The following is a 12,530-nucleotide window of genomic DNA, read 5'->3' on the forward strand; positions in this document are numbered from 1 at the left end:
CATTGCTGTACCTATTGCCGCGTTGGGGTACGGCTATGCTGCATCCCAACCTACGTCCCATCACGCAAGCCCGATCCAGCGCCTCACCGCTGCCGCATCGAACGGCCAATCCAGCTCCCGTCCGTTGCGCCGATCGCATAGCACGGGCACGCGTGTGCCGTAGCGATCCTCTAGTTCCTCGCTGTCGTCCACCCACACGCTGTCGAAATCCGGCACGCGAGCCTCGGCCAGCACCGCCAGCGCCTGATCGCACAGGTGACAATAATCACGTTGATAGAGCACGAAGTGGACCATACGTGCGCTTGCAGAATGCTCCGGATGAAACCCCCGCGTAGAATAGCCGGTTCATCCCCACCCTCGCAGTCTTCCCCATGGCGGTCAGCGCTTTCGATATCTTCAAGATCGGCATCGGCCCTTCTTCCTCCCACACTGTGGGCCCTATGCGCGCAGCCGCGCGCTTTTCCGAGCGCTGGCTGGAAGAAAAAGGCGTGCTCGATCGCGTTGCGCAGGTGCGTGCGGAGCTCTACGGCTCGCTGGCGATGACAGGTCGCGGGCATGGTACCGACAAGGCCGTGATCCTCGGCTTCGAGGGCGAGCATCCGGATACGGTCGATCCTGACCACATTCCGGAGATCCTCAAGCGTGTGCGCACCACCCATCGCATCCTCGTGCTCGGCAAGCACGAGATCGAATTCGACGAAAAGCGCGACTTGGTTTTCAACAAACGCCAGAAGCTGCCGTTCCACACCAACGGCATGCGCTTCACCGCCTACGATGCCGAAGGCCACGAACTGGCCACGCGTGATTACTACTCGGTAGGCGGCGGTTTCGTAGTCAATCACGATGAAGCGGCGGAAGACCGCATCGTTGCCGACACCACCGAACAGCCCTACCCATTCCACACCGGCGAAAAACTGCTTGCACTATGCGAGCAACATGGCATGACCATCGCACAGCTGATGATGGAAAACGAAAAGGTGTGGCGTAGCGAAGCCGACGTGCGTGCGGGTCTGCTCACCATCTGGAAGGCAATGCAAGGTTGTGTAGAGCGCGGCCTGCGTTCGTCCGGCGTGCTGCCCGGCGGACTCAAGGTCGCGCGGCGCGCGCCGGCGATGGCGGCGGAACTGCGCGGCCAGCCCGAGGCTGCACTCAGGGATCCACTCACCATTCTCGACTGGGTGAATCTCTACGCGCTGGCGGTGAACGAAGAAAACGCCGCGGGCGGTCGCGTGGTCACCGCGCCGACCAACGGCGCCGCCGGCATCGTTCCGGCCGTGCTGCATTACTACCACCGCTTCTGCCCGAAATCCGACGAGAACGGCGTAATCGATTTTCTGCTCACCGCCGCGGCGATCGGCATTCTCTACAAGGAGAACGCTTCCATTTCCGGCGCGGAAGTGGGCTGCCAGGGCGAAGTAGGCGTCGCCTGCTCGATGGCTGCCGGCGGCCTTACCGCAGCACTTGGTGGTAGCGTTGCGCAAATCGAAAACGCCGCCGAAATCGGCATGGAACACAACCTCGGCCTCACCTGCGACCCCATCGGTGGCCTGGTGCAGATCCCATGTATCGAACGCAACGCCATGGGTTCGGTAAAAGCCATCAACGCCAGCCGCATGGCATTGAAGAGCGACGGCAAGCATCGCGTGTCGCTCGACAAGGTGATCAAGACCATGCGCGATACCGGGCGCGACATGAAGGACAAGTACAAGGAAACGTCGCGCGGAGGTTTGGCGGTCAACGTAATCGAGTGCTGATCTTTTGAACACCCCTCACAATGCCGGGAATGACTCCCTCCCCTGCTTGTAGGGGAGGGTTGGGGTGGGGTGAGTACTAGCCTCAGGCTTTCCCAAGCAATTTACGTTTCGTGCAGCAGTCGCCAAATCTTTTCCAACACATCAGTGGTACGCAGTAGCACGTCATCGTTCCAAAAGCGCAATACTTGGTAGCCATGTGCTTCGATGAGTTGCGTACGCTTTGCGTCGTAGATGGTCGCATCCAAATGTTGTCCACCATCCAGTTCGATGGCGAGCCTGGCTGATACGCAAACGAAGTCCACGATGTACCCGGCTACTGGGTATTGGCGCCGAAATTTGTATTCGCCAAGCTGCCGGCCACGCAAGTGATGCCATAGAAGGCGTTCCGCATCCGTGGCAAATGTTCGCAAGTGACGAGCATGTTTCCATGTTTTCTGCATCGCAATCCGTTGCTTCATCGCAAGTGTTCACCCCACCCCAACCCTCCCCTGCAAGCAGGGAAGGGAGCGGCCTCTTGCAGGATCAAGTTTTCATGGAAGTTTCCAGGCTATCTAACTGCCACGCTCGAACACGATACTGGCAATGGCGCCATTGGCATCCGTGCGCGGCCTGATCGATACATCCCAACCGTAGAGTTCGCACAAACGGCGCACGATGGCGAGCCCCAAACCTGCGCCGCTGCCGCCCGCACCTTCACCACGCACGCCGCGCTGAAACAGACGTTCCGCGTCTTCGGGCTTGATGCCGGGACCGGTGTCGATCACGTCGATGCGACCCTTTTCCACCTGCACTGTCACGCGACCTTCCAGGGTGTATTTGATTGCGTTCCCGATCAGATTGGTGAGCGCCACCGACAATACGGATGCCGGCGCGTTGACGGTCACTGGATCGCCCTGCGTCAGTTCCACTTCAATCGGTTTGTCGCGGATTTGTGGGCGCTGGCTTTCAATCACGTCGGAAGCCACTTTGGCAACTTCGGTGGTTTCACCGCGTGTCGGTCCACGACGTTCGGCGCGAGATAGCAACAGAAGCGCTTCGATCAGTTCCGTCGCCTGACGTGATGCGCGTTCGATGCGCTTGAGGCGTTCGCGTAGCTTGTCGGTGAGGTCGGGCGAGCCTTGCAATAACTCCGTGGTGCTGGAAATCACCGCCAGCGGCGTACGCAGCTCATGGCTCACATCCGAATTGAACTCGCGATCGCGCTCCACCATTGCGGTAAGCCGCGAGGCGTATTCGTCGAGTGCTTGCGCGAGCTCGCCCACTTCGTCGTCGGCAAAATGCGGCGCCAAGAGTTCGGCGCGTCCTGCTTTGCGGAAATCCCGCAGACGCAGCGCCAGTTCACTCACCGGCTTGAGCACTTTGCGCGACAACCATAAGCCGATCGCGAGAGACAGCAGGCTGAACAGGATGACGGAAGCAACCAGCGACGTAACGAGTTGGCGCTTGCCCAGATCCTCGCGACTGATGTCGTAGCTGATGAAGCCGATCAAGCCGTACTTGCGCGCAACCGCAAGCTTGTAATGCCTGGTCCGGCCATCCTTGTCCACGTCGTGCATGTCGTACACGCCTGGGGCAAGGTTCTGCCAGGCGAGCGGCGCTTTATAGATGGTGCGATCGCTCCACATCCATGCATCGATAAGTTGAGAGCGCGACGGTTGCTCAGGACTGCTATGCGTGTTCTCAACTGCCTGGTCGACGTCACTTTGCAGACTGGCATTAATCAGCTGGTTCTCGACCTTGGCACGCACATACAACGACGCCACAGCAAACAACGCGCTGAGGCCGAAGCCGAACAGCGCGAAGGAGATGATCAGGCGGAACCGCAGCTTACGCCTGGACTGCATCCGGATCGACCATGCGGTAACCGATGCCGTGCCTGGTGTGGATCAAGGCCTTTTCGAACGGCTTGTCGATCGCGGCGCGCAGGCCATGGATGTGTACGCGCAGGCTGTCGCTGTCGGGCAGTTCCTCGCCCCACACTTTCTGCTCCAGATCCTGGCGCGTGACGACGGAGGGGCTGGCTTCCATCAGCGCCTGCAGCAACTTCAGGCCGATGGGGTTGAGCTGGATGGATTTGCCGTCGCGGGTCACCGTGAGGGTATCCAGGTTGTAGGTGAGGTCGGCCACCTTCAGCACCCGGCTCTGCGGGCCCTTGCCGCGGCGCGCCAGCACTTCCAGGCGCGCGGCCAGCTCCTGCAGGGCGAAGGGTTTGGTCATGTAGTCGTCCGCGCCGGACTCGAAGCCGGTGAGCTTCTGTTCGAGCGCGTCGCGGGCGGTCAGCATCAGCACGGGGGTCTGCTTGTGGGCTTCGTGACGCAACTTGCGGGCCACGTCCAGGCCGTCCATGCCTGGCAGGGTGAGGTCCAGCACGATGACGTCGAAGTCGTGCACCACGGCCAAGTGCAGGCCGGTGACGCCATCTCCTGCGAAATCCACTACATGGCCGCGATCTTCCAGATAATCGCCAATGTTGGTCGCGATATCGCTGTTATCTTCAATCACTAGAACGCGCATGCGTTTCTCCGCTACGCAGCCGGCGCAAGGCCAGCGGTGCCTGCAAGCTTAACGAGTGAACGGCGCAAATGTTAAGCGCCATGATGAACGCCAGCGTTTGCAGGGTCGCCAGAAAAGAAAAAGCCCGGATACGGCGACCGTGCGTCGCTGCACCCGGGCTGAAGCTACTGCCCCGATACCGTCGTCTGCTATCGCACTTGCGTATTGAAGTGGCGGGCAAACAAACAGTGGTGCCTTTATAGGGGGCGGGCGGTTACGCGATAGTTAACCAGCACTCACTGGCAGGTTAATGTCACTTGGTGCCTTCGCAAAATTCAGAGTGAGGTATGCCGCAAAGGCGCATGCATCAAGGCTTGCCGGCCGAGTGAGCCCACGCGCTACAGCTTTAGTTGGAATTGTCGACGCTGCGTGAACGGGGCTCTCCCCGCTTCTTTTCCTTGCCGACGTGTCGCTCAAGGTCACGGATGATGTGCTCGGCCACGTTCACGCCCGATGCCGCCTCGATACCTTCCAGCCCCGGCGATGCATTGACCTCCAGCACCAGCGGGCCGCGCTTGGAACGCAACAGGTCGACACCGGCGATACCCAAGCCCAGGGCCGCCGCCGCGTCCACCGAAATGCGCTTCTCGGCGGGAGTCAGCTTGGCCGCCACGGCGGTGCCACCGCGATGCAGGTTGGCGCGGAACTCGCCCGGCACCGCCTCACGCTGCATGGCCGCCACCACCTGCCCGCCCACCACGAAGCAACGCAGGTCGCTGCCCTTGGCCTCGGCGATGAACTCCTGCACCAAGAAGTTGGCATACAGGCCGCGAAACGCTTCCACCACGCTTTGTGAGGCGCTGCGCTTTTCCGCCAGCACCACGCCGGTGCCTTGGCTGCCTTCGTTGAGTTTGATCACGTGCGGCGGATCGCCCAGCAAGTCCAGCACGTCGGTGGTGTCGTCGGGGTTGTCGCCGAACACCGTCACCGGCATGTCCAGACCCTTGGCGGCGAGAATCTGCAGACAACGCAGCTTGTCACGCGCTCGGAGCACCGCATCGGAGGAATTGGGTGTGTATACGCCCATCATTTCGAGCTGGCGCAGCACAGCCGTACCGTAGAACGTGCTGGACGTGCCGATGCGCGGAATCGCCGCATCGATGTCGTGCAACGCTTTACCCTTGTAGCGGATCTCCACTTCGCCCGGTGCGATGCGCACGTAGCAACGCAGCGGATCGAGCACGCGCACCACATGGCCGCGTACACGCGCCACTTCCACCAGACGCTGGGTGGAATACAGCCGCGCATTACGCGAAAGGATGGCGATTTTCATAGATGGGGCTGTATGTGCGCGGGCTTTGGCAAGGTATAGGAAAGTGCGGGATCGACCTTGAAGCGACCGACCAGCGCGGTGCGCCCCAATAGCATAGGAAACAGCATGTGCCTGCGATCCGTCAGATTTATGTCAACTTCAAAACGCTCGCCGGCCAGCATCACTTCAGTGCGAATGAACCAGCGCTCACTGCGCCCGCCACCAGTATCTACCACCACACGCCGATCACACGACGGCGCCTCGCATTGCACCTGCCGCACCGAGCGTCGCCCCAGCCCTACCATGAAGCGCAGCCAGGTGTGGCCGTCGCGGATGAAGGTTTCCAGTTCATCCACGTGCAGCGAACTGCTGCGCGCGCCGGTGTCGAGCTTGACCTTGAGCAAAGGAATGCCGAACTGGGGCAATGCCAGCCGTTCCCGCCAACCGAGGGTGATCACGTCCGCCATGTCAGCACACGCTGTCGGGTCTGAGAGTCTCGGTGGGGACCGGAAGGGGTGATGGAGCGGGTGAAGGGAATCGAACCCTCGTCAGTAGCTTGGGAAGCTACAGCTCTACCATTGAGCTACACCCGCAACGTCCGGCGATGGTAACCGGGGGATGCGGCTTTTGGGAATCCTGGACGCGAATCCGGTTTTCGGTGCCGCCCTTCCTAAACCATCGGCAACGGCGGTTACGGCCCTAAGGCAACGCTCATGATCCATCCGCAAGATGATTGACACATACACGGATGAACACGGGGCGCGACCGTTTCGCGTGCTGCAGCAATGGAGAGTCCCATGCGTGTGCTCAATGCTATCGAGTCATGTTCGCGCGGATGGCGCATCCTTCTGACTGTTGCGCTTTTGCTATGCACCGGCTTGGCCTTGGCCCAGACGGACGATAGCCAGGGCGACACCGCCGATCCCCCGGCCCGCGTCGCCCGGCTTTCGTATACCTCCGGCGACCTGGGCTTGATGCCGGCGGGCGGCACCGATTGGAGCGCCGCCGACGTCAACCGACCGCTGACCAACGGCGACAAGCTGTCCAGCGGCCCCGACGCCCGCGCCGAACTGGAATTGGGCGGCGCCGCACTGCGCATCGACAGCCAGAGCGATATCGGCGTGCTCAACCTCAACGACCAGATCGGCCAGTTCGAGCTGACGCAAGGCACGCTCAGTATCACCGTGCGCAGCATCGACCAGGGTGCAACTTACGAGATCGACACGCCGACGGTCGCCCTGGTGATCAACCAGCCCGGCACGTTCCGCGTGGACGTCGGCGCCAACGGCAACGGCACCACCGTGACCGCGTTCGACGGCGGCGGCATCGTCTATGGCGAAAACAGCGCGCAGCGTGAGGTATTCAGCGGACGCAGCTACCAGTTCAACGATTCCTCGTTGAACGACATGACGGTGAGCGACATCCAGGGCCGCGACGCTTTCGACGCCTGGAGTAACGACCGCGATGCGCAGTACACCAACGCCAATACTGAGCAATATGTGTCGCCGGACGTGGTCGGCGCGCAGGATTTGAATCAATACGGCAACTGGCAACAGGACGACGACTACGGTGCTGTGTGGTACCCGACCACGGTGGCCGCCGACTGGGCGCCCTACAGCCTCGGGCACTGGGTATGGGTCGGACCATGGGGCTGGACCTGGGTAGATGCCATGCCCTGGGGGTTCGCGCCTTATCACTATGGCCGCTGGGTACACCTGCGCAACAGATGGGGATGGATACCGTGCCCACCCCGCACGCGACCCATCTATGCGCCGGCGCTGGTCGCCTTCGTCGGCATCGGCAGGGGCGGCCCCGTGGGCTGGTTCCCGCTCGGTCCGCACGAGGTGTACAACCCGTGGTACCGCGCCTCGCGCAACTACTACACCAACGTCAACGTCACCAACATCCGCATCGCACGCAACATCAACCAGGTGACGGTGATCAACAACATCCATAATCAGTACAACTTCTATCGCGACGGTCGCCCGATCACCGGCGTGAACTACACCAATCGCGATGTGCCGCACGCGTTCACCTCCGTACCTGCACAAGCCTTTGCAAGCGCACGGAATGTGCAGAGCTATCAGTCGCACATGGATCCCAAACAGCTAGCCGGCGCGCCAGTGATGTCGCCGGCCACGCTGCAGCGTCCATTGCCAACCAGCTTCGGCCCGCCACGCAACGCGAATGCACGCCCGTTGCCGGCCGCCGGGTTCAATCGTCCGGTGGTGGCGATACGCGCGCCGGCTGCAGCGGCGGCCGCATCGTTCCATGCAGGGCAGCCCGCTTCCAACGTACGCGTACTGAACGTGCCGCAGCATGTGGCGCCACGAGTGGTGTCCGGACAGACGTTCCCGAGATATAACGCGCCCGCGCAGCCGCAAGCCGCTCCACGTCCGGCCGCACCCACGTTGCCGCAAGTGCCGCATTTCGCACCGGCCGAGCAGATCCATCAAGCACAGCAGCCGCCGCACTACGTGCCACCACAATCGGTGGAGCAGGCACCACACTACACGCCACAGCAATCAGTGCAGCAAGCGCCCCATTACGTGCCGCCGCAATCGATACAGCAAGCACCTCACTACACGCCACCGCAACAACCTTACGTGCAGCAGGAGCGCGAGCGGCAGGCGATCATCGAGCAGCAACAGCAACAACAGCGCTTCGACGCCGCGCAGCGTGCGCATCAATACGTGCCGGAACAGCAGCCCCGTGAAATGCAAGCACCACGCGAAGTGCAGCCCGTGCCCTCGTATCAGCCGATGCCGCAGCAGTACGCGCATCCGGAGGTGGCGCGTCCCGAGGCGCAACCACATCCACAGCAGAACGCACCGCATCCGCAGCATTACACGCCACCGTCGAAGGGCGACAGTCAGCACTAGCGATCCTCGGTCGCCATGCCCTGCTTGCGCAGGGCATGGCGACCGAGGCTGCGTACCTTGTTTGCACCGAATGAAAAACCTGGATAACCCGGGTGAACCCCAAAAGCAGGCCAACCACGGGGGCCTGCCGCTACAATGGCCAGATGCAGATCAACCTCAACGGCCATCCGCGCGACTGCGGCAACAACCTCACCATCACCCAATTGCTGCACGAGGCCGGCTATGCCGGTCGGCGCGTGGCGGTCGAAGTGAATCAAGAAATCGTGCCGCGCAGCCAGCATGACGCTTACGCCCTGCGCGAAGGCGACAAGGTGGAAATCGTCCACGCCATCGGCGGCGGCTGAGCCCTCGCCGCCGGAGCACCCCAGGTATGAATATCAAAACTCACGACATCACTGATTCCCTGGTCATCGCCGGCAAGAGCTACGGCTCGCGCCTGCTCACCGGCACCGGCAAATACAAGGATCTGGACGAAACCCGCCGCGCCACCCTGGCGGCCGGCGCCGAGATCGTCACCGCAGCCATCCGCCGCGTGAATTTGGGCCAGGATCCGAACGCACCGAACCTGCTCGACGCATTGCCGCCCGGCGAATTCACGCTGCTGCCCAATACGGCCGGCTGCTACAACGCCGTGGACGCGGTGCGCACCTGCAAGCTGGCGCGCGAGTTGCTGGACGGCCACAAGCTGGTGAAGCTGGAAGTACTGGGCGACGAACGCACGCTGTTCCCCGATGTGGTCGAAACGCTCAAAGCCGCCGAGCAACTGGTGGCCGATGGTTTCGACGTGATGGTCTACACCAGCGACGATCCCATCCTGGCCAAAAAGCTCGAACAGATCGGCTGCGTAGCGGTAATGCCGCTGGCCGCACCGATCGGCTCCGGCCTCGGCATCCAGAACAAATACAACTTGCTGGAAATCATCGAGAACGCGAAGGTGCCGATCATCGTCGATGCCGGCGTGGGCACGGCTTCCGATGCGGCGATTGCTATGGAGCTGGGCTGCGACGGCGTGCTGATGAACACCGCCATCGCCGGCGCGAAGGATCCGGTACTGATGGCGCACGCGATGAAGCTGGCGATCGAAGCCGGCCGCGCTGCCTTCCGCGCTGGGCGGATTCCGCGCAAGCGGTTTGCATCGGCGTCGAGTCCGATTGACGGGACGATTGGTTAACGCCCTCCGGAACAGAGCACCTCTCCCGAATGGAGAGGGACTCTCTCAGTGAGAGCACGCCAGAACCTCAATGACTGATCATTCCGACCACGACAACCCACACCTCCGCCGCATCCGCAGCTTCGTCCTGCGCGAAGGCCGCATGACGCCCGCCCAGCAACGCGCGTTCGAAACGCACTGGGTGCGCTTCGGCATCGACTACACCGGCAAGGCGCAGGATTTCGACACACATTTCGGCCGCCAAGCACCGCGCGTGCTGGAGATCGGCTTCGGCAACGGCGAGGCGCTGGCGTGGGCGAGCGAGCACGACCTAGCGCGCGATTTCCTCGGCGTGGAGGTGCACGGCCCCGGCGTCGGCCGGCTGATGAATGCCCTCGCCGCGCGGAATGCCGCCAACGTGCATCTGTACAAACACGATGCAGTGGAAGTACTGGAAAACGAAATCGCCCCCGGCTCGCTGGCCGAGGTGCGCATCTGGTTTCCCGACCCCTGGCACAAGACACGCCACAACAAGCGGCGCATCGTGCAGCCCGGCTTCGTCGCCCTACTTGCTTCACGCATGACGCCCGGCGGCCTGCTGCATCTGGCCACCGACTGGGAGCCCTATGCGCAGCACATGCTGGAAGTGATGGAAGCCGCGCCTGACTGGTGCAACGAAGTGGGGCCAGGGCAGTTTGCGGAGAAGCCCGCGTGGCGCATCGAGACGCATTTCGAACGGCGCGGACTGAAGCTCGGGCATGGGGTGTGGGATTTGCTCTACCGCAAGCGCTGATACCGCCGCATACAACTGGCCCGGCGTAACTCGTAGGTTGGCGGTGAGGTGCAGCCGATATCGTGCATGTGATGCTCCTCGACCACCCGAGATGCGGCAACGGTTCACCAGCCATCCCACGCAGACGCTTATACTCCCGCGTTAAACAGGGACGAGCCATCCGCGTGAAGCAAGAGCTGCCCAATCGCATCCACCCCACCGTGCCCGACAGGGATGGTCGACAGTGGCGCTGACCCTCACCCCCGAAATGATCCTGGTGCTGGGGCTGGTGGGCTTCACCATGCTCATGCTGGTGCTGGAATGGATTCGCGCCGACATGGTGGCCTTGCTGGTGGTCGTGGTGATCGGCCTTACCGGGCTGATTCCGTCCGACCGCGTGTTCAACGGTTTCGCCGGTAACGCGGTGATCGCCATCATCGCGATCATGATCATGGGCGCGGGGCTGGATCGCGCTGGCGTGCTGGGTCTTACCGCGCAATTCGTGATGCGCATGGCGCGCGGCAAGGAATCGCGGCTGGGCGTGGTGATCAACGCCGTCACCAGCCTGTTCAGCGCGGTGATTCCCAGCCAGGCGCTGGCGGCGCTGATGATCCCGGTCACCAGCCGCCTTTCCGCGCGCACCGGTGTGCCGATCTCGCGCCTGCTGCTGCCGATGGCCTTCTGCATCCTCACTGCCACCAACACCACGCTGATCGCGAACTCGCCGCTGATCGTGCTCAACGACCTGATCGCCAGCGCCAACGCCAACCTGCCGCCCGGCGCGCAGACGGTGCCGAAGTTCGGGCTCTTCAGCGTCACGCCGGTGGGCCTCGCTCTGGCCGTAGCCGGTGTGCTGTTCTTCTACCTCTACACCAACAAGCTGCTGCCAGAACGCGAAGATGAGCGGCAGAAAGTGACGCCCGGTCGTACCGAGAGCTACTTCGCCGAAACCTACGGCATTGTCGGCGAGACGGCGGAGCTCACGGTCACCGCCGAAAGCCCGCTGGTCGGGATGAGCATCGGCGAGGTGGAACAACTGCATGGCGCGCCACTGATCCTGGCGATCAAAAGTGGCAACGACGCGCGCATGGCGCCACCGGCCGACCAGGTGATCTGGGTGGGTTCGGTGCTCGGTGTGCTGGGGCCGCGCGAGGAACTGAATCGATTCGCCAACAACCAGCTATGTCGCGTTTCGCCGCGTATGCGGCAATTGGGCGAGCTGTTCAATCCCACGCGCGCGGGCATTTCCGAAGCAGTCATCCCACCTAGCTCGCGTTTTCTCAAACAATCGGTCGGCGAGCTGCGCCTACGCAAGCGCTATGGCATCTCGGTGCTGGCGGTAACGCGCGGCGATCAGGTATACCGCGATGACCTTCGCTCGGTAAGCCTGCGCACTGGCGACACGCTAGTGCTGCATTCCAGCTGGAAGGCCTTGCAGGATGCCACCGAAGACAAGGATCTGGTGGTCGTCACTGACATCCCGCGCGAAGAACAGCGCCCCAACAAGATCTGGCAGGCCGTGAGTTTCTTCCTGCTCGCCAAGGGACTTGCGCTGTTCACCAACCTCGACCTTTCCATCGCCATGATGACCGGCGCGGTCGGCATGCTGCTCACCGGCGTGCTGAACATGGACGAGGCGTTCAAGGCGATCAACTGGAAAACGATTTTCGTCACCGCCTGCCTGATTCCGCTGGGCTGGTCGATGGATTCCACCGGCACCGCCGCGTGGGTAGCGCAGGAGGTGCTGCTGCATCTGGGGCATGCGTCGCCGTGGGTGCTGCAGACGTCGCTGGCTATCCTCACCCTGCTGTTTTCGCAGGTGATGTCGAACGTGGGCGCCACGGTGATGATGGTGCCGGTGGCGATCAGCGTGGCGGTGGCCACGGGCGGCAATCCTTCCGCCTATGCGTTGATTGTGGCGGTGTCTTCGTCCAACACCTTCCTGCTCAGTTCCGGCCATCCGGCGCTGATGATGGTGACCGGCCCGGGCGACTACAACGCCAAGGATTTCCTGCGCGCGGGCGTGCCGCTCACCTTTATCGTGCTGATCATCACGATGGTGATGATCAACCTTATGTATCGCTAGCGCCTGGTTCGGCATGAGCAGGTATCCTGCGCGCAGGCTCTTGGCCTCACACTTACTTCGATACCTGGCGAAAGACCCGTG

Annotated in this window: 12 protein-coding genes and 1 tRNA gene; 6 read left to right on the forward strand and 7 right to left on the reverse strand. The window is 62.3% G+C overall.

Going from position 1 to position 12,530, the window contains the following annotated elements; all coding sequences use genetic code 11:
* Nucleotides 1–60: 60 nt before the first annotated feature.
* Nucleotides 61–294, reverse strand: a complete 234-nt coding sequence (locus tag ISP18_RS13280) for a glutaredoxin family protein (protein WP_380012623.1) — start codon at nucleotides 292–294, stop codon at nucleotides 61–63.
* Between the two features lie 77 nt (nucleotides 295–371).
* Between ISP18_RS13280 and ISP18_RS13285 the strand changes: the two genes are divergently transcribed.
* Entirely contained in the window at nucleotides 372–1,754 is a 1,383-nt protein-coding gene (locus tag ISP18_RS13285) for an L-serine ammonia-lyase (protein ID WP_380012626.1), read from the forward strand.
* 101 nt (nucleotides 1,755–1,855) lie between these two features.
* Here the strand turns inward: ISP18_RS13285 and ISP18_RS13290 are convergent, their stop codons facing one another.
* The 6 genes from ISP18_RS13290 to ISP18_RS13315 all read right to left on the reverse strand — a co-directional run bounded on the left by ISP18_RS13290 (nucleotide 1,856) and on the right by ISP18_RS13315 (nucleotide 6,152).
* Nucleotides 1,856–2,194, reverse strand: coding sequence for an endonuclease domain-containing protein (locus ISP18_RS13290; RefSeq protein WP_380012629.1), 339 nt, complete (start codon nucleotides 2,192–2,194; stop codon nucleotides 1,856–1,858).
* A gap of 111 nt (nucleotides 2,195–2,305) precedes the next feature.
* Nucleotides 2,306–3,598, reverse strand: a complete 1,293-nt coding sequence (locus ISP18_RS13295; RefSeq protein ID WP_380012632.1) for a sensor histidine kinase — start codon at nucleotides 3,596–3,598, stop codon at nucleotides 2,306–2,308.
* Complete coding sequence (locus tag ISP18_RS13300) at nucleotides 3,582–4,268, reverse strand: response regulator transcription factor (protein WP_115494911.1); 687 nt, start codon at nucleotides 4,266–4,268, stop codon at nucleotides 3,582–3,584. The genes ISP18_RS13295 and ISP18_RS13300 overlap by 17 nt, the downstream gene beginning before the upstream one ends.
* Before the next feature lie 385 nt (nucleotides 4,269–4,653).
* Nucleotides 4,654–5,580: a 30S ribosomal protein S6--L-glutamate ligase gene (gene rimK, locus ISP18_RS13305; RefSeq protein WP_380012635.1), complete on the reverse strand. Its 927-nt coding sequence runs from the start codon at nucleotides 5,578–5,580 to the stop codon at nucleotides 4,654–4,656.
* Nucleotides 5,577–6,026 (reverse strand): ATP-dependent zinc protease family protein, encoded by a 450-nt coding sequence (locus ISP18_RS13310; protein ID WP_380012638.1) that lies wholly within the window; start codon nucleotides 6,024–6,026, stop codon nucleotides 5,577–5,579. The genes rimK and ISP18_RS13310 overlap by 4 nt, the downstream gene beginning before the upstream one ends.
* 52 nt (nucleotides 6,027–6,078) lie before the next feature.
* Nucleotides 6,079–6,152, reverse strand: a tRNA-Gly gene (locus ISP18_RS13315).
* 204 nt (nucleotides 6,153–6,356) lie between these two features.
* Here ISP18_RS13315 and ISP18_RS13320 point away from each other — a divergent pair.
* The 5 genes from ISP18_RS13320 to ISP18_RS13340 all read left to right on the forward strand — a co-directional run bounded on the left by ISP18_RS13320 (nucleotide 6,357) and on the right by ISP18_RS13340 (nucleotide 12,449).
* Nucleotides 6,357–8,441, forward strand: a complete 2,085-nt coding sequence (locus tag ISP18_RS13320) for a DUF6600 domain-containing protein (protein WP_380012641.1) — start codon at nucleotides 6,357–6,359, stop codon at nucleotides 8,439–8,441.
* A gap of 143 nt (nucleotides 8,442–8,584) precedes the next feature.
* Nucleotides 8,585–8,785: a sulfur carrier protein ThiS gene (thiS, locus tag ISP18_RS13325; RefSeq protein WP_380015829.1), complete on the forward strand. Its 201-nt coding sequence runs from the start codon at nucleotides 8,585–8,587 to the stop codon at nucleotides 8,783–8,785.
* Between the two features lie 26 nt (nucleotides 8,786–8,811).
* A complete protein-coding gene (locus tag ISP18_RS13330) occupies nucleotides 8,812–9,612 on the forward strand; it encodes a thiazole synthase (protein ID WP_380012644.1) in 801 nt (266 codons plus the stop codon).
* 70 nt (nucleotides 9,613–9,682) lie between these two features.
* Nucleotides 9,683–10,384, forward strand: coding sequence for a tRNA (guanosine(46)-N7)-methyltransferase TrmB (gene trmB, locus ISP18_RS13335; RefSeq protein WP_380012647.1), 702 nt, complete (start codon nucleotides 9,683–9,685; stop codon nucleotides 10,382–10,384).
* A gap of 247 nt (nucleotides 10,385–10,631) precedes the next feature.
* Nucleotides 10,632–12,449: an SLC13 family permease gene (locus tag ISP18_RS13340; RefSeq protein WP_380015831.1), complete on the forward strand. Its 1,818-nt coding sequence runs from the start codon at nucleotides 10,632–10,634 to the stop codon at nucleotides 12,447–12,449.
* The last annotated feature ends 81 nt before the right edge of the window (nucleotides 12,450–12,530 follow it).

The organism is Dyella humi (assembly GCF_044904605.1).
GTDB classification, from domain to species: domain Bacteria; phylum Pseudomonadota; class Gammaproteobacteria; order Xanthomonadales; family Rhodanobacteraceae; genus Dyella_B; species Dyella_B humi.

What these genes read in the sequence shown, in the direction of transcription:
- ISP18_RS13280 (WP_380012623.1), bottom strand. Translation starts at nt 294, where the DNA reads ATGGTCCACTTCGTGCTCTATCAACGTGATTATTGTCACCTGTGCGAT.
- ISP18_RS13285 (WP_380012626.1), top strand. Translation starts at nt 372, where the DNA reads ATGGCGGTCAGCGCTTTCGATATCTTCAAGATCGGCATCGGCCCTTCT.
- ISP18_RS13290 (WP_380012629.1), bottom strand. Translation starts at nt 2,194, where the DNA reads ATGCAGAAAACATGGAAACATGCTCGTCACTTGCGAACATTTGCCACG.
- ISP18_RS13295 (WP_380012632.1), bottom strand. Translation starts at nt 3,598, where the DNA reads ATGCAGTCCAGGCGTAAGCTGCGGTTCCGCCTGATCATCTCCTTCGCG.
- ISP18_RS13300 (WP_115494911.1), bottom strand. Translation starts at nt 4,268, where the DNA reads ATGCGCGTTCTAGTGATTGAAGATAACAGCGATATCGCGACCAACATT.
- rimK (WP_380012635.1), bottom strand. Translation starts at nt 5,580, where the DNA reads ATGAAAATCGCCATCCTTTCGCGTAATGCGCGGCTGTATTCCACCCAG.
- ISP18_RS13310 (WP_380012638.1), bottom strand. Translation starts at nt 6,026, where the DNA reads ATGGCGGACGTGATCACCCTCGGTTGGCGGGAACGGCTGGCATTGCCC.
- ISP18_RS13320 (WP_380012641.1), top strand. Translation starts at nt 6,357, where the DNA reads ATGCGTGTGCTCAATGCTATCGAGTCATGTTCGCGCGGATGGCGCATC.
- thiS (WP_380015829.1), top strand. Translation starts at nt 8,585, where the DNA reads ATGCAGATCAACCTCAACGGCCATCCGCGCGACTGCGGCAACAACCTC.
- ISP18_RS13330 (WP_380012644.1), top strand. Translation starts at nt 8,812, where the DNA reads ATGAATATCAAAACTCACGACATCACTGATTCCCTGGTCATCGCCGGC.
- trmB (WP_380012647.1), top strand. Translation starts at nt 9,683, where the DNA reads ATGACTGATCATTCCGACCACGACAACCCACACCTCCGCCGCATCCGC.
- ISP18_RS13340 (WP_380015831.1), top strand. Translation starts at nt 10,632, where the DNA reads ATGATCCTGGTGCTGGGGCTGGTGGGCTTCACCATGCTCATGCTGGTG.